This window comes from Kitasatospora sp. NPDC096140, assembly GCF_040303045.1.
In the GTDB taxonomy this organism is placed as follows: domain Bacteria; phylum Actinomycetota; class Actinomycetes; order Streptomycetales; family Streptomycetaceae; genus Kitasatospora.
Map to the genome: position 1 here is coordinate 72200 of NZ_JBEOUW010000023.1, position 17520 is coordinate 89719.

General features: G+C 68.7%; 14 protein-coding genes. 10 read left to right on the forward strand and 4 right to left on the reverse strand.

The features are described from left to right. Positions 1-109: 109 nt before the first annotated feature. The 4 genes from ABT048_RS23680 to ABT048_RS23695 all read left to right on the forward strand — a co-directional run bounded on the left by ABT048_RS23680 (position 110) and on the right by ABT048_RS23695 (position 4656). Positions 110-1411: a DNA cytosine methyltransferase gene (locus tag ABT048_RS23680; RefSeq protein ID WP_350523459.1), complete on the forward strand. Its 1302-nt coding sequence runs from the start codon at positions 110-112 to the stop codon at positions 1409-1411. After that, the gene (locus ABT048_RS23685) at positions 1408-2190 is read left to right on the forward strand and encodes a very short patch repair endonuclease (RefSeq protein WP_350523460.1); all 783 of its coding nucleotides are present in this window, start codon (positions 1408-1410) and stop codon (positions 2188-2190) included. Before ABT048_RS23680 ends, ABT048_RS23685 begins: the two co-directional genes overlap by 4 nt. A gap of 385 nt (positions 2191-2575) precedes the next feature. Beyond that, positions 2576-3181 (forward strand): hypothetical protein, encoded by a 606-nt coding sequence (locus ABT048_RS23690; RefSeq protein ID WP_350523461.1) that lies wholly within the window; start codon positions 2576-2578, stop codon positions 3179-3181. Positions 3182-3405: 224 nt separating this feature from the next. Then, positions 3406-4656 (forward strand): site-specific integrase, encoded by a 1251-nt coding sequence (locus tag ABT048_RS23695; protein WP_350523462.1) that lies wholly within the window; start codon positions 3406-3408, stop codon positions 4654-4656. A gap of 446 nt (positions 4657-5102) precedes the next feature. Here ABT048_RS23695 and ABT048_RS23700 read toward each other — a convergent pair whose 3' ends face one another. Then, the gene (locus ABT048_RS23700; RefSeq protein WP_350523463.1) at positions 5103-5366 is read right to left on the reverse strand and encodes a hypothetical protein; all 264 of its coding nucleotides are present in this window, start codon (positions 5364-5366) and stop codon (positions 5103-5105) included. Between the two features lie 133 nt (positions 5367-5499). Here ABT048_RS23700 and ABT048_RS23705 point away from each other — a divergent pair, with 133 nt between their 5' ends. After that, positions 5500-7974, forward strand: a complete 2475-nt coding sequence (locus tag ABT048_RS23705) for a helix-turn-helix domain-containing protein (RefSeq protein WP_350523464.1) — start codon at positions 5500-5502, stop codon at positions 7972-7974. A 48-nt stretch (positions 7975-8022) separates the two neighbouring features. On the opposite strand, the gene ABT048_RS23710 is transcribed toward ABT048_RS23705, so the two are convergent. Beyond that, the gene (locus ABT048_RS23710; protein ID WP_350523465.1) at positions 8023-8643 is read right to left on the reverse strand and encodes a DUF4240 domain-containing protein; all 621 of its coding nucleotides are present in this window, start codon (positions 8641-8643) and stop codon (positions 8023-8025) included. Between the two features lie 145 nt (positions 8644-8788). Here ABT048_RS23710 and ABT048_RS23715 point away from each other — a divergent pair, with 145 nt between their 5' ends. After that, a complete protein-coding gene (locus ABT048_RS23715; RefSeq protein ID WP_350523466.1) occupies positions 8789-9298 on the forward strand; it encodes an HD domain-containing protein in 510 nt (169 codons plus the stop codon). Between the two features lie 80 nt (positions 9299-9378). Here ABT048_RS23715 and ABT048_RS23720 read toward each other — a convergent pair whose 3' ends face one another. Together ABT048_RS23720 and ABT048_RS23725 are read right to left on the reverse strand one after the other, a co-directional pair. After that, positions 9379-10542, reverse strand: coding sequence for a HEAT repeat domain-containing protein (locus tag ABT048_RS23720; RefSeq protein WP_350523467.1), 1164 nt, complete (start codon positions 10540-10542; stop codon positions 9379-9381). 117 nt (positions 10543-10659) lie between these two features. Beyond that, positions 10660-11091 (reverse strand): hypothetical protein, encoded by a 432-nt coding sequence (locus ABT048_RS23725; RefSeq protein ID WP_350523468.1) that lies wholly within the window; start codon positions 11089-11091, stop codon positions 10660-10662. Positions 11092-11395: 304 nt separating this feature from the next. On the opposite strand from ABT048_RS23725, the gene ABT048_RS23730 reads away from it, so the two are divergent. The 4 genes from ABT048_RS23730 to ABT048_RS23745 all read left to right on the forward strand — a co-directional run bounded on the left by ABT048_RS23730 (position 11396) and on the right by ABT048_RS23745 (position 17512). Further along, entirely contained in the window at positions 11396-12061 is a 666-nt protein-coding gene (locus ABT048_RS23730) for a DUF1963 domain-containing protein (RefSeq protein WP_350523469.1), read from the forward strand. Continuing rightward, positions 12055-12627: an SMI1/KNR4 family protein gene (locus tag ABT048_RS23735; RefSeq protein ID WP_350523470.1), complete on the forward strand. Its 573-nt coding sequence runs from the start codon at positions 12055-12057 to the stop codon at positions 12625-12627. Before ABT048_RS23730 ends, ABT048_RS23735 begins: the two co-directional genes overlap by 7 nt. Before the next feature lie 464 nt (positions 12628-13091). Beyond that, positions 13092-13985, forward strand: coding sequence for a hypothetical protein (locus ABT048_RS23740; protein ID WP_350523471.1), 894 nt, complete (start codon positions 13092-13094; stop codon positions 13983-13985). Continuing rightward, a complete protein-coding gene (locus tag ABT048_RS23745) occupies positions 13970-17512 on the forward strand; it encodes a DEAD/DEAH box helicase (RefSeq protein WP_350523472.1) in 3543 nt (1180 codons plus the stop codon). Before ABT048_RS23740 ends, ABT048_RS23745 begins: the two co-directional genes overlap by 16 nt. Positions 17513-17520 lie beyond the last annotated feature (8 nt).

A 17520-nucleotide genomic window follows, 5' to 3' on the forward strand; every position in this document is an offset into this window, starting at 1 on the left:
ACACCCCGACTCGTCGTCTCCCGAGTCGCCCCCGGGGCCCATGGAGGACGGGTGCGGGCTCTTCGGACCGGCAGCTCGAAGGACGACAACTCCGCGGTATGCTTTGACAATGGGTGAGCTGCGCGAGGAATCTATGAGGGATCGCACCGGCGTCGAGTTGTTTGCTGGCGCTGGCGGCCTGGCCATGGCCGTGCACCGCGCGGGGTTCCGACCGTTGCTGTTCAACGAGTTCGCGAAGCGCGCCTGCGAGACGCTGGAGGCCAACGGGGCGGAGTGGGTCCCGGAGGGCGAGAAGCTGACGAAGGCCCCCGAGCCCGGCGAGAAGGTCCCCCTCGTGGCGGGCGACGTCCAGAAGCTGGACATGGGCTACCTGAGCGACCAGGTCGACATCCTCGCCGGCGGCCCCCCCTGCCAGCCCTTCAGTCTCGGCGGTGTCGCCAAGGGCGACGAGGACAAGCGGAACATGTTTCCGCAGATGTTCAGGGCCGTTCGCGAGATCCAGCCGAAGGCGGTGATCTGCGAGAACGTCCGAGGGCTGCTCAGGCCCTCGTTCAATGACTACTTCCAGTACATCCTGCGCGAGTTGGAGCTTCCGTTCGAGCAGCGCGCCGAGGGTGTGGACTGGCGGGAGCACGACAGGACCTTGATCTCTCGGCTCGCGCAAGAGCCGGACGACCTCAAGAAGCGGTACGAGGTTGTCATGACACCCGTGAACGCAGCCGACTACGGGGTACCGCAGATTCGCAACCGCGTGATCATCGTGGCTTTCCGGCGCGATCTGGACGTCGACATCGAGCTGTTCAAGAACCTCGTCAAGAAGACCCACTCCGAGGACGCGCTCACCCGGTCCCTGATGGAACGGACCTATTGGGAACGACACCTGGAGGTCCCCCAGCACGTCCGTGACCGCGTGGAGAGGCGCCTGCCAGAGGTGAAGCCCGAGGATGACGGGCTTCTCCCCTGGTACACGCTGCGCGACGCGATCAAGGGCATCGGCGACCACAAGCCCCTGCCCGAGATCACCGAGGACATGCTGGACCGCACGGAGCGCTACGTCGGGGGTTTCGCGGACCACATCGGCTGGCCAGGGGCGCGCATCTACGAGGGCCACACCCCCAACGAGCTGGACCGACCGGCCAAGACCGTGAAGGCCGGCGTCCACGGGGTGCCGGGCGGCGAGTCGGTGATGCTCACCGATGAGCTGATGGCCGATGGTGTGACCTACAAGCACCGCTACATGACGGTCCGCGAGACTGCCCGGGTGATGACATTTCCGGACACCTGGGAGCTCAAGGGCCCGCGCGGGGAGAAGATGCGTCAGCTCGGCAACGCCGTGCCCGTCATCCTCGGAGAGGTCTTCGCGAAGGCCGTCGCCACCGTCCTGGACGAGGCGGAGGCGCGTCGGAAGTGACCGGGGCGACCAGCGTGGCGCAGGGGCCCTGGAAGCACGACCCGCCACCCGACCGCGCGTGGAAGGGACGTCCGCGTCGCGGCCGCGACGCTCTGGCGGCCGAGCAGGACCGGGCCGCGGGCGGACGGCATCGGCGGTCGGTCGACCTGGGCGACGGCCGATTCGCCCGCGCTTCGGTGGAGCTGAAAGTGCTGCCGGACACCCGGCGCATCCGCGCCTACCTGCGCTGGTCGGATTCGGGAAAGTCCCCCACCCGCTACCTGGGGGAGGTCGAGCACGGCACCCGCGCGGCGAACCTCGCCGAGGGCTGGAAGCTGGCCTGGCAGAAAGGACTACTGACGGAAGAGCCGCTGGCGGAGGGCTCCTGGGCTTCCTCGCCCGCCGTCCGAGCCTCGATGCGGGGCAACAGGAGCAGGGACACGAAGCCGGAGCTCCGGCTCCGGTCGCTTCTTCACCGACAGGGTTTCCGGTACCGGGTGGCCACCAGGCCACTCCCTACTCTGCGGCGCACGGCCGATGTCGTGTTCCCTCGTCTGCAGGTGGCAGTGTTCGTCGACGGCTGCTACTGGCACGGCTGCCCGGAGCATCTACGGGCCTCCAGCAAGAACGCCGAGTTCTGGCGCGCGAAGATCGAGGGCAATAGGGCCCGGGACGCGGAGACCGATCGGCTTCTCCGCGAGGCCGGTTGGACCGTTGTCCGGGTATGGGAACACGAGGACCCGGTCGAGGCGGCGGCCCGCGTGGCGGGAGTTATCCGGGCCACCGCCTCGCGCGAGTAAGCGACGTGGTAGCCCGGGCCCAGTCCTCCTCCTCAACAACGATGTACCTCAGTTCGCCATCGGCATCGCACTGGAAGCTGCCCAGCACGTAGAACAGCAACAGCGGTTTGTGCGGCGCCCCAACATGAGCCCGCCATGGAGGCCGGAACATCCTTCTGGGCATCCGCGCCGTACAGTCCACGCGCCCCTGCGCCAGCCGGCGTCGTACACAAGATGCTGTCCCGAACCAGCCGCGCAGATCCACCGCCCCATTCCCAGCCTCACCAGATAGCACTCCCTGCTCCGTGCACCCTGAGACCCCCAATGCGCCCTTGATCCACCGTGCCGATCAGCGGACTGTCAGACCCTGAGGTTGGGTCATAGGACGATCGATCGGGGGATTCTCATGTCGGACGCAAACTCCGCCAGTCCGTGGGCGCGCACGGTCTTCGGCCCCCTCGCCGCCGAGGTCACGGCCATCGTGCCCGCATGCCTTGTCCGAGCCCACGAGCGCGCCCAAGGCGGCCACGAAGGCGTTCACACGCAGACGCTCGAAGCGTACGGACACGGGCTGTATGCCGCACAGTACGAGGAACTATCGGCCAGCCTCTCTCAGTTTCCCGACGTTGAGCTGGTGCGCCTCCAGGCGCGTACCGTCGCAGTGGTCGCCGGCCATGTTATCTACCCCTACCGGTACGCGAAGAAGGACGTACCCGTCACCGTCGCCAGGCTCCGCAGCGCGTCAGGGCTTCGCGCCGACCTCCTCCGCAGGCACGGCCCCGACCCACGCCAGGGAGAGCTGGACCTCGGCATCGACCTGCCGGACGAGGACGAGCCCCACGCGGATCTCGCGCGCCTCCCACCGGACACCAAGCTCGTCCTCGTCGCCTACGCCTGCTCACTGGCCGATGGCGTGGTCCGCCTTGAATGGGGATCCGCGGAACTCCACCGCGAAGATCGATCACTGATCTGGCACCACCACGAGCCCCTGCCCATCCCGCGACAGCGCTGACGTACGGCCTCCCAGCAGGTGACTGCTGGGAGTTCGGCCTCATCGCAAGTCGATCTGGTGACGCTCACTTGCCGCACCGCCAAGGGGAACGCCCTGTTCACGGCAGTGCACGGTGGCGGGTGATGGCGGAGTGATGGCAGCTCAAACGCCATGCTTCACCAGCTGCCTTCTCCGAACGCCAGCAGTCATCGTGGGGTCAGGCTCTCCTGGATGGAGGTAACCATATGGCTGTCCACCCTGACCGTGGTCGGATCTTCCGGCGCTGCGGCTGCCGCGACGCCGTCGGAAAGCAGTTCGGTGCGCGGTGCCCGAGCCTCGACCACTCAACGCGCCATGGCTCCTGGGCCTACGCCTTCGACGTGCCTTCGACCGGTGGGCGCCGTCGGCAGCGGTGCCGCAGCGGCTTCCGTACCCGCAGGGCCGCGCGCGAGGCGTTGGAGCGCGCTCTCGAGTGCGAGCGCACCGGGTTGGATCTCGACGACGACCTGACGGTGGCCGGGTATCTGACCGATTGGCTGCGGACCAAGGAGGACGTGCTCAAGCCCACCACCTACGCCCGCTACCGCGACCACGTGCACAACGACCTCATCCCGGCTTTCGGCCGACTCAAGCTGTCCGACCTCCGCGAACGGCACATCACCGCCTGGACCGAAGCCGAACTGGCCCGCGGCCGGGGACGCACCAGCGTCTACCGGGCCGGCGCCACCCTCTCCAGCGCCCTGAACACCGCGGTCCGCACTCGGAGACTGGCCGACAATCCGGCGCGCTACGCCGTCATGCTCCGCCCCGCCGCTCCCGAGCGGATCTGCTGGATGCCATCGCAGGCTGCGGCTTTCCTGCGGCACAACCACGACGCTTACGGCGACCAGCTGGCGGATGCCTTCGAGGCGCTTCTGGGCACGGGGATGCGCCGCGGGGAGCTCCTGGGGCTGCACTGGCCCGAGGTGCACCTGGCCGAGCAGGTGCTGCTGGTGCGGTGGAACCTCACCGCCGTCGACAACAACCACCTCCACCTCGGGTACCCCAAGACCAAGGCGAGCCGGAACTGGGTCAGCCTGTCCGCTCGGGTCGTCGCCGCACTGGAACGGCGCGCGACAGCCGCGCGGGCGGCCCTGCCGGAAGGTGCCCCGCTCGAAGGGCTCGTGTTCTGCCAGCCGGACGGCGCACCGCTACGCCCGCAACAGCTCCTGGTCACGCTTCGCCGCAGGTCGGCCGAGATCGGCCTCCCCCGGATCGGCGTGCACGATCTGCGGCACACGGCCGCCAGCATCATGATCAGCTCGAAGGTTCCGCTAGCCGTGGTGTCGAAGACGCTGCGGCACTCGACGCTGTCGACCACAGTCAACATCTACGGGCACCTGCTCCCGCACGCCGCCCGCGATGCGGTCACCGCGCTGTGCCAGGCGCTGGACGACGCCTCGCCGCCATCAGCCATCCCCGGCAATGGAGCATTAGCCATTTCGGACGCCGCATAGCCGGCCCGGCGTCGCCGTAACCGCGGCCCCTGCCATCACGTCGCCATCACCGTTAACCCGAACGAGAACAGCGGGCCTGTCATTTCTGACAGACCCGCTGCTCACATACGTCGGGACGACAGGATTTGAACCTGCGACCCCTTGACCCCCAGCGAAAGGGCGTCCGATTGGTGTTCACCAGTCCGAATCCCGCTGGTCAGGGCCTACCTCGTCCACCACGCATGACGCCTGATGACACCTCATGAAGCCCAGTCCGTGAGGGGCGCGTGAGAGGCCGTGCACAAGCTGAAGTTCGTGAGTGATTTGCCTCACTCTCCAACTGTGGGCGGCTCCGCGCTCTCCGGAGCCTCCGACGGCGTCCTCCCCACAGCGCGGTTGCGCGGTCATGGCCGGCCACTTGGCGGTAGCCGTTCCCGGCAAGCCCGGCCCGCACCCGGGAGACGGCGTCACCGATCCCGGCGCCCGGCGGGCTGACCGTCGCCGCGCCGGAACGCCGGAGCAGTGTCGACGGGCAGCCGCCACGTCCGGTGAGCGCGCAGGAGCGGCCCGCGCTCCTGCGGGTCGGTGTTGCGCAGGACCAGCCACAGGGTGATCAGGTCACGCAGCGCCCGGACGAGGGCGGGGGCGTTCTGCGGGCGACGGGCCAGGCGGACGAGCGCGCCCAGGAGGAGTGGTGCGGCGGCGGCGAGGGCGAGCGGGTGAAGGTCCATCGGGTTGTCTCCTGCGGTCGGTGGAGCCGGTTCGGGGAGGGCCCGGCAGCCGGAGCCCAGGAGTTGATGAAATCCTCCATGGGCGTTCAATGCAGTGATGTGAACGAGGTTGTACGGACGGATCGGGAGACAGGTGCCGAAGCCCAGGGACGGGGAAGCGCAGCACGAGCTGGTCAGGCGGCTGCAGCAGGCGATGACCAGCCTCGGCTGGAGCCGGGCCACGCTCGCCGAGAAGGCGGAGGTCTCCAAGGCCACGATCAGTAACGTGTTCACCTTCAAGACGGTGCCGACCAGAACCACCCTGGATCAGCTCCTGGACGCGCTCCGGATCGCCGGAAGCCAGTGGAAGGAGTTGCACGCACTTCGGGAGCAGGCGGACTCACGTGCGCAGCGGCTGGACCACTACCTCGCTGCCGCCGAGGGCGCCGTCCGCGACCATCCCTACGCGGGGGCGTTGCCCGGCATCGTGCCGCCCCTCGCCACCGTGTACGTCCGGCAGCTGGCCCGACAGGAAGATCCCGCCGGCGGGGACGGAGCCTCGGAGACGCACGTCGGAACCGTGGCCGGACCGAGGCCGGCCGACCAACTGCTCTCGCGCGCCGAGACCTGTGTGGTGGCCGGCCCGGGCGGAGGCAAGTCCAGCCTGTTGCGGACCTACCTCGCCGATGTCGTCAGGGGCTGGAGGGCCGGAAGCGCCGGCCCCGTTCTGGCGGTGCTCGCCCCCGCGTCCGCCCTCCTCGGCATGCCCCTCGCGGAGGCCCTGGCCCGGCACGCCAACGCCGACCTCGCCGGGCTCGTCGAGCGGTTGCCGGTCGAGCTGTTCGCCAAGCGCCCGTACCCTCGCGCCCGCTGGCTCGTGCTCGTCGACGGCCTCGACGAGATCACCGACCCTCAGGCCCGCCACCGCGTCCTACGCACGATCTCCGCCGTCACAAACGGCCTCCAGGCCGACCAGTACCGGTTCGTCGTCGCCACCCGGCCCCTGCCCCGCGCGGAACTCGACCTTCTCGGCCGCGACACACCGCACTTCCAACTCGAACCGTTGAGCCGGGACGACCTGCGCCATGTCGCCCGTGCCTGGTTCCAGGCCATGGACCTGCCCGCCCCCGCCGCAATGGCCAGTCGCTTCCTCACTGCGGTCGACAACGCCAACCTGGCCGAACTAGCGTGCGTGCCGCTCATGGCCACCATGCTCTGCCAACTCCAGGCCCACGCCCCTCAGCAGGCAGTTCCCACCACCCGCGGCGCCGTCTACAACAAATTCACCGCCCTGCTCCACAAACGGCAGTACGCCCCGGGTGCACGGGACATACTTCGCGCCGACCTGGACGGCTACGGCCCTGGCGTCACTGCCCGGGCCGAGGACACCCTGGAACACCTGCCCGAGCTGATCGGCCACCTCGCCACCGTACGCCTCACAGGCGACACCCGCCCAACCCTGGACATCCTGCGCAACCACCCCCACGCCCACCGGCCCGCACGAGTCCCCGACGACGAGTGGGACGACTTCCTCACAGCCGCGTTGTGCCGCAGCGGCCTGATCACCCGCAGCGCTTCCGACTTCGCTTTCCTCCACCAGACCCTGCTCGAACACCAAGCGGCCCGCCACGCCACCCGCGACGCGCAAGCACGAGCCCAGACGCTCGGTGAACTGTTCCGTCCGACCGCCGGCCGCTGGGGAGAGCCCAGGTCGCTGAGGCGCGAGAACTCCTCCTACGCCGGTTTCGTCCTGCACGGCCTCCTCACCCCCCAGGACCACATCGCCGAACAAACCGCCAAGGCCCTGACCGAACTCGGCTCGCAAAGAGACTGGATGGTGTGCGAGTTCCTGACGAGGCAGGTGCACCTTCGAACCGCGTTTCCCTCTGGCGTCGCCGACCGCCTCACCCAGTTCGCCAACGATTCCGGCCTTGCCGACCATTCCCGCGTGAACGCGGCCCACGCATTGACCGAAATGGAAGGGCACCGGGAAGCAGGCCCGAACCAGCTGGCTGCCCTCGCCGACAACCCCAACCTCCACACCAGCGCCCGCGTGAACGCGGCCAAGGCCCTGAGCGGAGTGGAGGGGCACCGAACGGCAGGCGCGGACCGGCTGATCGACTTCGCCGACGACCCCGACTTCGACGACAACGGCGCCCGTGTGAACGCAGCCCGGGCCCTGGCCGAAGTAGAGGGATACCGGGAGGCAGGCGTGGAGCGACTGATCGACCTCATCGACAACCCCAACCTCCACGCCAGCACCCGCGTGAACGCGGCCAGGATCCTGGCCGGAGTGGAGGGACATCGGACGGCAGGTGCAGACCGGCTGACCGCCCTCGCCGACAACCCCGATCTCTACCCCAGCACCCGTGTGGACGCAGCCAAGGCCCTGAGCGGAGTGGAGGGGCATCGGACGGCAGGTGCAGACCGGCTGATCGACTTCGCCGACAGCCCCGACTTCGACGACAACGGCGCCCGTGTGAACGCAGCCCGGGCCCTGGCCGAAGTAGAGGGATACCGGGAGGCAGGCGTGGAGCGACTGATCGACCTCATCGACAACCCCAACCTCCACGCCAGCACCCGCGTGAACGCGGCCAGGACGCTCCCCCTGGCCGAGGCGGATGCCTAGGGGAAGTGGCCGCAGGCCAGCTCGCCGCCCTCACCGACATCGCCAACCTCAAGAGCAGCGACCGCGCAGAGAACCTGAGGATGGGGCGTCTCGGCCGGCGGCTGCGCCGAGGTAGAGGGCAGCCAGGCGGGGAAGGCGACGGTGCATCTCGTCAGCGTCGTCGAGGTCGAAGTCCTCGCCCATGTCGGACTCCAGCGCCGTATCCAGATCCTGCCCGGCCCGATGGCGCTTCCACGCCTCGTGGAAGGCATCGGCGTCACCCGTGAGGCGTTCGAACGCGCGGCTGGCCGCGTAGTTCACGTCCTCATCGAAGATCACGTAGTCGTCGCCCTGGGCGGCGGCTTCGATCACTGCAGGGTGGTTCGCCAGATCGTCCGGGTGAGCGGCTGCCAGCTCGTACCAGTCCCGCCCGAGGGCGATCAGGCCGACCCGGAAGTCCATGAAGCTGTCGCCCGAGCAGCCTCCCCCGATGAGATAGGCGGCGGCCCACACGTCCCAGCGGTGCACGGCGCCGTGCACCTCGTCGAAACGCTCCTGATAGGCGAGGATCTCCTCCTGCGAGAGCCGCGCCAACTGGTCCACCAGCGCCTCAGCGAACGCCTTGCCGTGCGGACCGCTGCTTTCGGCCCGCGCTGCCCCGATCACATTCCAGAACCCGTCGATGTCCATGACCAGCCACCCTTGCAGCAGCTTCCGACATCTGAGGCCTACCGTGTCCCGGATGCCCCGCAATGCGCTGCAGCTAGCCCTCCCCCTGCCCGGCGACCCCGTACTGCGACCGCTCCCGCGCCAGGTCGCTGTCATCCTCGCAGAGTTGTATGACCCACCCAGACTCGCGGCCCATCTTCGGGCCGTCCACGATGTCGCCCACCAACTGGTCGACTGGGTCGAACGGTACTACCCGCAGCCGGACTGTGACCGGGACGCCGTCCTTTTCGGCGCCGCCACCCACGACATCGGGAAGATCCTGCACCCCGAGGAGCTCTCCCGGCCCGGCTCCGCGCACGAGATGGCCGGCCACGACCTGCTGATCGCCCGGGGCGTCACCGAGGGACTCGCCCGCTTCGCCCGCAGCCACGCATCGTGGAACGCCCCCGGCATCAGCACCGACGACCTGCTGGTGAGCCTCGCCGACAAGATCTGGAAGGGCAAGCGCGTCACTGATCTCGAACAACTACTGATCGAGCGCTTCTCCGAAACCGGCCGCCAACAGCTGTGGGAAGCGTTCGCAGTACTCGACGATGTTCTCGACCACATCGCGCAGGACGCCGAACGCAGGCTGGCCTTCCAAGCTGAGCACCCGGTCGCTCCGGGCATCGGATGATCCTTGTGAGGGTTCCGGAACTCGGCCCAGGCCTCCGACGAGCAGCAGGGGCCGCAAGGATCCGAGCTCTCCGCGAGCCGTCAGAAGCCGGGGGCCCGGTCGCGGCTTGTCAGGAGCGCGCGGAAGGAGTCTCGTTCTGTCGGTAGTCCGGCTCGGCGCAGCCACGTGATCTTGTTGCCGATGTTGCCCCAGCAGTCGTCCTTGGCCGCGATGACGCTGAGGAGTCGGTACTGAGCGTCGGTGAGGGCCGCCTCGCCGGCGTTGCCATCGGGGAAGGCGCGCAGCAGGAGCGGTCCCCAGTCGCGTTCGACGGTGAAGTCGTTGGCCATGGGCATCAAGGCCAAGGCGGCGTCGAGGACTTCTTCCAGGGTGGTGGTGCGGGAGAGCAGGGCGTGGAGGAGGGTGAAGCGGAACCATCCGTCGAGTTGGGGCAGGGGTTCGGCGGCGAACCAGTGGTCGGCGGTGTGCGGGTCCGACAAGGCCTCCAGAAGGATGGCGGTGGGGCGCGGGTCCTCGGCGGGGAGCGGAGCGAGGGCGGCGCAGGCGCGGATCGCCGGGTCCGGGTCGGTGAGCAGATCGCTGGTGTCCTGCGCCCAGGCGACGAGGGTCAGAACGGCCGCAGCACGCTCCCGCCGGTCCCCGGTTGTGGTGAGGATGGTGCGAAGCCGCTCGACGGCGTCGGGTATCCGGTCGCGAAGCTCGGGGGCCCCGAGCAGGTGGCCGGCGGCACCGACGGCGGCCTCGCGAACCACGGAGTCGGGATCAGCCAGGTAGGGGGCCACCGCCTGGTGGATCGCGGAGCGGGTTGCGCGGCAGGCCGCGATGTCGGCCGGGTCGTCGTACTCGGGCTCCTGCTCGCGGTCGTCGTAGTAGCCGACCGACTCGGCGATCTCGCCCAGCCACTCCAGTAGCGCGGCACGAAGTGGGCGGACCCGGTCGTCCCACGGGTACTCGCTCTCGTGCGCGGCCGAGGTCCGCGGATGGTCCAGAATGCCGGCCACGAACAGTGCGACCGGCGCGGTGCTGCTGTAGAGCGAGCCCTGGTGGAGGACCGACATCTGCAGCTGGCCCAGGGCATGGGCCTGGGCCTTGGGGTCGTCGTCCAGCAGGCCTACCAGCAGGGTGGGTGTGTCCTCGGCCGACCCGTACGCGTGGCTGAGCTCCGCCCAGGGCGTGTCGAGCAGGACGGCCTTGTGGTGCGGGACCGATTCGATGCCGGCAGGCGGCTCACCAGGAGTGATCACGGGCAGCAGTGTGGCGGATCGGGCTGACAACGGGACGAACGTTGGTGACGGAAGCCGAACGCTCGACCATCCCGGCAGTCGACGGCGCGCCAGCCGAGCAGCCCGACTTCGGCCCGCTTACAGGGAGATAGCGCAGTACAGGCCGCACTGACCGGCGTCACGGGCGAGGCGGGCCAGCCGCTCCAGGAAGTCGGCTATCAGCTCCGCGTCCTGGCCCGCGCCGTCCTCGGTGAGCGTCCACACGGACGCGGCTTCCTCCAGCCGGCCGCCGCCAGCCATCGCGAGCGCGTCACGCAGGCTGTCGGTAAGCGAGACGAGCCAGTGGCCCTCGTGCTGCGGATCGCTCAGCAGCTCGCAGAAGCGCAGGTCGGCTTCCACCTGCTCCTCGGGAACTCCCCTCAGGGCCGCCTCGACCACACCGAGGAGGGCGTAGGGGTCAACGCCCTTGAGGCCGACCGTGCCGAACCGGTCGTCGGCCCGGCCGTCCTCGAAGATGCCCAAGGCCTGTGCGTCGTCAGCGGCCGCATAGTAGTCGTAGAGGTTTCCCATGGCTTGATCGTCCCAGCCACCCCCGACAGCCGGTACGGGCGCCCAGGCTCAGCTGGCCCGGACCTTCACCCCGTGTCGGCTGGCACGGACGCCTCCGTAGGCTCCCGGTGTAAGAGCCGGATGCCTGCCCTGGGCGCAGCATGTCTGGCGTTCCGTTCGCCGAAAGACGTAGCCGCGATGACCGGGTGCCCCTGCCAACTGACGTGCCCGATCCACCTCGTCCCAGTCCGGGTCTGGGCGGAGTCGTGACCACGGGCCACGGTGGGCCGAGAGGTGTCAGCGGCTTGTCGTACAGTCGCCAGCTGTGACGACGACCCTGATGACGTACGCGGGTACCACCGAGCCCACCGCATTTGTCACCCGCACCGGCGGGGTGCCGCTGGCCCCGGCCGGGGCTTCGTGGCCTCAGTGCTCCACGTGCGACGGACCGATGCAGTTCCTGGCGCAGGTGCTCCTCGACGATCTCGGCCGCCACACCGGCCAGGGCGCCGTCGAGGGGCGGGACGTGCTCGCCCTGTTCATGTGCCAGAACGACCCGGGCATGTGCGAGGAGTGGGATCCGCAGGCGGGCGGCAACCGCGCACTGCTGTTCCCTACGGCCGCACTCCAGCCGATCCCGGTGCCCGTGCTGGACGAGGACGACGACCAGGAGCCGGTCCTGCTTGGCGCGGTGAGCGCCGTCGCGTACAAGCCGTCCAAGACGGCCGATTACGGCCAGGCCTACACGGAGTGGGCGAGGCAGCCGGACCGGACTCCTCTTGACGTCCTCGGTCAGCTCGGCGGGCAGCCCGCGTGGCTGCAGAACGACGAGACCCCTGCCTGCCCGACCTGCGCAAGGGAGATGAGGCTCGTCGTTCAACTCGAAGAAGGACGGGACCACGCCACCGCGATGAACTTCGGCGGTCGCGGTGAGGCCTACGCCTTCGCGTGCGAGCCCTGCACCCAGGCCGTGTTCCTGTGGCAGTGCTGACCGCAGCAGTCTTCCGCCCTCATCCGGAGAGCCAGACCGCGCTCGAGCAACTACGCGCGCACCTCGGAGAGCCGGAGTCCTGGGGTTGGGCCAGGCCCGCGATCTGGGATGCAAGTGAGCGGTACCTCGGTTTCCGGCTGCCGACCGACTTCAAGGCGTTCCTCGATCTGTACGGCCCTGGCTCGGTGGACGGCTATCTGACGATCGACCGGCCGATGGAAACCACGCCGGCCGAGCTGGAGCGCTGCTGGGGACCGCCACCTGAGCGTCCAGCCTGGTACGGCGAGATCGCCGAGGGCTGGTGGGAGGTCGACGAGTCGGACGTCCAATCGGGCGTTCTGCTGCTGTGGGGAAGCGATGAGCACGGCAGCCGGTATTTCTTCCGCGCGGTCGAGAACGATCCCGCCGAGTGGCGGATCATTATCAGCAGCGACGAGGGCGAGTGGTTCGAGACCGCTGGGACGTTCACCGAGTTCCTGGTTCGGTGCTTCCACCGCATCGATCGCCCCGACTTCATGGACGCAAGCTGGCCGGGACCCAACGCCCGCTATGTGCCCCACCCATGACCCCGCGCTCAGCCGCCCGGACCGCTACCCCGCGCGCCGACCTGAGCAACCGCCGCCGTACTCTGCCCGCGTGAGCACGAACCACTCCCCCGTCGCCTGCGTCTGCTGCGGCGCACCCACCCACGACGGGAAGCGGATCGATGTCCGGTTCGTCCTTCCCGATGCCGCACTTGCGCTCCCCGACAACTGGGACGGCGGCGGCAACGAGCGCGACCTCGCCGCGCCGTTCCCGCTCACCAAGCGCCGGATCTGGGAAGGCGGCCGCCATGTCTGCTTCCTGCATCCCCACGACCGGCCCCCAACCCCACTGAGCTCTACGCCGACGGAGCCTCGAGAGAAACGGTTGAGCAGCGAACCGGTCAGCTCCGCGTCGTCGATGAGAAGACCGCCCGCTTCCACGGTGGGACCGCCGCCGAGTCCTGATCGCACAACGGATGTGCTTCCTAGACGCGTGAGGAGTTGGAGTGGCCTCTATACCGGCCCACGACGCACAGCGGCGGGCTGATGCTGTTGGTGGGCGGCTGACTGCGTTGTTCGACCGCTCGCGCAAGGGTATCGAGCAGGTTTGTCCGTGGGAGCTGGTGGTCTTCAACGACCTGAGCGAGGCGGCACGGGCTGCGGCAGCCTGGATCGTGGCCGATTCGGTCATGAAGGATCGCACTGGGAATCAGCCGGCGGCCTACGGCCTGTGGCGCAATGCTGTGCTCTCGGGGACGAAGCTGGCCGGCGATGACCGCGCGGAGGTGCTCGCCTTCGCCATACCGGTGTTCAAGGCAGCGGGCGAGGAGGCGACCAACGCTCTCATCGGGTACGTCGGCGAGTGGCTGTGGTACCTGACAACGCGCGAACTACCTCCAGAGGCCGACCGGACGATCGAGATCATCAACTCGCCGAGTGGCACGGTTACGGACAGCGGTGGTGATGGGATAGTCGTCCACCGTCTGACAGGTACGGAGGGCGAATTCTCCTTCAGGCTGTGGGAGATGAAGAAGTTCACGGCCGACCCTGCGAAATCGAGCGATGTGGGGGCAACGATCCGGAACGCGTGGCGTCAGCTCGGCACGAGCGGAGCCGAGTACCTGGCGATGATGTCGTTCGCCGACAAGCACCTTTCCAAGGACTCGCACGCGTTCGTCAGCACCCTCGTGCGACAGTGGGTGCAGGCGGCTCCTTCCAGCAACGCGGGGGTGAGCGTGGCGCTCGACGAGACCGCAGTTCCGCAGCAGGCGTTCCACCTGTCTCACACGCACTTCCCTTCACACACGCATGACGGCGCGTTGGCAGGGCTGATCATCGGCATTGATGAACTCGGTGAGTTCGCCAAGGACGTGAGGAGCTATGTGTGGAGCGCACTCTAGACCTGCAGGTCCTCACCCATGCCCTTGGTGATCACAGCGGTGCGATCCTCCCCACCCCGGCAGAGCTTCTCAACCTCCTGACGCAGCTGGAAATAGACGCGTTGCGGGCCGACTCCGGTGTTCCGGAGGACGTCCTGAACACTGCGTGGCTCCTCCACGGCCTGGCCGCGGTCAGCCCCGGCGCGGCGGACTACAACCCAGCCCAAGTCCGTCACGCGTTCGCCGTCAGTGCGCACGTCCTGGACCTCGCCCTCGGTGGCGCGCACGATGACACCGAGCGTCTGAAGATGGCCTTCGCCGCGCAGGCCGGCTACCGGCGATGTGAGCAGGACCCCAACGCCACCGCCGTCTACCGCGCCGTCGAACGGCTCGTAAGAACCGATGTGGAGCTCCCCGACCACGTCGAAACCCTCGCTCTCGAAGCGGGCGTGGCCTTCCTTGGCATGGACCGTCCGGCACTCACCACGGCGCTGCGAGCCTGGCGCCGCCAGCTAGCTCAGCTCCGCACGCTTCTCGGCCGCCACTTCGATCGGCCGGACACCCTGGCTGGCACCATGTACGGGCCGGCCGAGGCCGTCGTCAACGCGGTCCACCACCTCCACCAGCACCTCGCCTTCGGCGGCCCAGAGGACCTGGACATCGCCGTGCAACTCCTCGGTCGCGTCGTGGGTCAGCAGGTGGGTTCGGGCGATTTGCTGGCGCGTTGGGTGGCCTCGCATCTGCTGGAGTTGAGTGAAGACCTGTCCGCCAGCAGCCTCTACAACCTGCTGCCACCGGGGACCCCACCAGCCGTGGCACGCACATTCGCGCTCTCCAGCCCGCCGGTGCTCACGCTGTGGCCGCCGCAGCGCAAGCTGCTCGAACTCGAACGGGGGAACCCGGTCGACCCCGCGACCCCGCGCAGCCTGATCAGCGTGCCCACGAGCGCGGGCAAGACGCTCATGGCGCAACTGGTGATTTGCGCGCATCTGGCGCAGGCCTCTGGACGGGTGCTGTACGTGTCACCGATGCGCAGTCTCGGGCGGGAGATGCGGCAGGCGCTGCGTGGGCGGTTGCGGCTGCTGGGTCGGCGGCTGGCCGCCGAGCTGCCGGACTTCCCCATCGGCGAACGGGGGCTGGGCAATCTCAACGACGACGTGGAGATCCTCACCCCGGAGCGGCTGATGCACATGCTGCGCCACGATCCGGTGGAGGCGCTCGACGGCGTCGGGCTGATCGTGGTGGACGAGGCCCATCACATGGCGCGGGCTCAGCGGGGCTTCGTGTTGGAGGGGCTGCTGGCGTTCTGCCAGGTTCACCCGGGTGCACCGCGGCTGGTGCTGCTGTCCGCGGCGGTGGGGAACCGGGCGTCGTTGGCATCCTGGTTGGACCCGTCCCGTCCGCCCGAGGAGGTGTACTTCAGCGACACCTGGCGTGGGCCGCGGCGTCTGCACGGGCTGCTGTCCCCGCACTACATGCGAGATCGGGTTGAGCGGACTGCGCGCAAGCCCACCAAGAAGGCGCGAGGGCGCGTCAAGGCTGTGGTGCCGATGGCCTTGCGGATGGCACTGCGCCCCACTACAGCATCCAAGCCGACGGTGTTGCTCACCCGGGAGCTCGGGCGGCGGTCGTACGCCGAGACGTATCCCGGGGACTGGAGCCGTGAGACCCTGCTCGCAGGCGGTACCGCGAGCTACCGGCTGTTCGCGGCGGGCGCTGCCTACCTGACGACCAAGGGCAGCGTCCTCGTGGTCGTTGCCACGAAGAAGGAGGCCCGCAACACCGCGCGCGCGATAACCGAGCACCTGGAGGAGCGGGCCGAGGCCGAGTCCCTGGTCACGTACCTATCCGAAACGCTGGGGTCGGAACACCCGCTGGTGTCGTGCGCCCGCAAGGGCGTTGCCTACCATCACGGTGCGCTGCCGGACGATGTCCTGGAGGCAGTCGAGGACGCGTTGCGGGCCGGGCAGCTCCTGGCGATCGCCAGCACTAGCACGTTGACCGACGGCGTCAACCTGCCTGTGCGCACGGTCATTGTCCATCACTCGATCAGCGGGGACTTTCTCAGCTACGAACGGCAACGGCAGATGAGCGATGCGGAGTTGCTCAACGCGGTCGGCCGGGCCGGGCGCGCCGGGCGTGAGAGCGAGGGATGGATCCTGCTTACCCGGCCGGTCACACCCGCCAATGCCGACTTCGATCGGCTCGCCCCGGGCGACGACCAGCTGCGCGTCACCTCGGCCCTGCTGGACGCCGAGGTCCTGGAGCAACTTGCTGAGGCCGAGAACAGGGTCCGGGACGATGCCGACGAGGTGCTCATGCTCGCGGGCACGCTGGTCGCGGACTTCGTCGCCTATGTGTGGTTCACCGTGGACGCTCTCGGCTCGATGCCCGCCTCGAACAGCACCCCGCTCAAAGCCGTCGAGAACCTGCCCGCGCTCCAGCTGGTGGAGGACCCGCAGGAGCGCGCGAGGTGGCTGTCACTGGCCGAGAAGGTCGCTGCAGTGCACGCCGTGACCAGCCCGACGACCCGCAGGCGCTGGGCCACCACCGGTACCAGCCTGTTCAGCGCCCGCAATCTCGACGAGGTCGCCCGCTGGCTCGCCGGCGAGGTCCGCGCCCTGACGGCACACCGCGACGAGGCACAGTGGGAAGGCGACTTCGAAGGGTGGCCGCTGGCCGTGGAGGAGTGGTCGCTTCGCCGCACACTCGACTTCCTCACCCAACACAACGTGCTCGACATGCTGCTCCGTCTGCCCGAGGTCGAGGGAAACTGGAAGTTCACCGACCAGGAGCACCGGGGCAAACCCCTACAGGTGCCAGTCAGCCAAGCGATCACCGACTGGATCTCCGGCATGCCCATCCCCCGCCTCGCGCAGCGCTGGCTGCCGGCCGTGGACCGAGTGTGGGCACTGGAGCAGACCGTCGACAACATCAGCGGCACCTTCGAGCACGCCCTGTCCTGGACGCTCGGGGCGCTGGTCCACCTGGTCAACACGCGGCTCGGCGACGCCGGCTCCAGCACTCGCCTCCACCCCGAGACCAGCTGGTACCTGCGGCACGGCGTCGACACGGCGCAAGCCCTGAAACTACTCACCTCCGGCATAACCTCGCGCCGTCTCGCCCATGCCATGGGATCCGTGGCGGCCGAGCAACGGATCCCATCCGCAGACATGAAGGAGTGGGTGACCGCCTGGCAGATGGAAGGCTGGATCTCGCTCTTTGGGCCCACGGCGCGGGAGATCGACGAACTGCTGGAGTACGTCCGCCAGCCACGGGACCTGATCGGCGAACTCATGGCCGACCGCACCCCCCTTGTGGAGGTCGCCCTCGACCCGTGGCAGGAACCAACGGCGGGCGAAGCCACTCTGGTGCGGCCGAGCCCCAACTCGCCGACGCTCAGCGTCTTCGTCGGGCAGCTCTGGGCGGGATACATCCAGGTCCAGCACCAGGTCGACGTTCTTGCCGTGCTTGACAGCGGACTGCCGTTAAGCCTCTATCTGATGAACGGGCAGCTGACCATCGGGAAGGCACCGTCGTCCGGCTGACAGGGGCT

Bases quoted from the DNA above. Each gene is read 5' to 3' on its own strand.
- ABT048_RS23695 (WP_350523462.1), top strand. From the start codon at position 3,406: ATGGCTGTCCACCCTGACCGTGGTCGGATCTTCCGGCGCTGCGGCTGC.
- ABT048_RS23710 (WP_350523465.1), bottom strand. From the start codon at position 8,643: ATGGACATCGACGGGTTCTGGAATGTGATCGGGGCAGCGCGGGCCGAA.
- ABT048_RS23680 (WP_350523459.1), top strand. From the start codon at position 110: ATGGGTGAGCTGCGCGAGGAATCTATGAGGGATCGCACCGGCGTCGAG.
- ABT048_RS23725 (WP_350523468.1), bottom strand. From the start codon at position 11,091: ATGGGAAACCTCTACGACTACTATGCGGCCGCTGACGACGCACAGGCC.
- ABT048_RS23700 (WP_350523463.1), bottom strand. From the start codon at position 5,366: ATGGACCTTCACCCGCTCGCCCTCGCCGCCGCCGCACCACTCCTCCTG.
- ABT048_RS23690 (WP_350523461.1), top strand. From the start codon at position 2,576: ATGTCGGACGCAAACTCCGCCAGTCCGTGGGCGCGCACGGTCTTCGGC.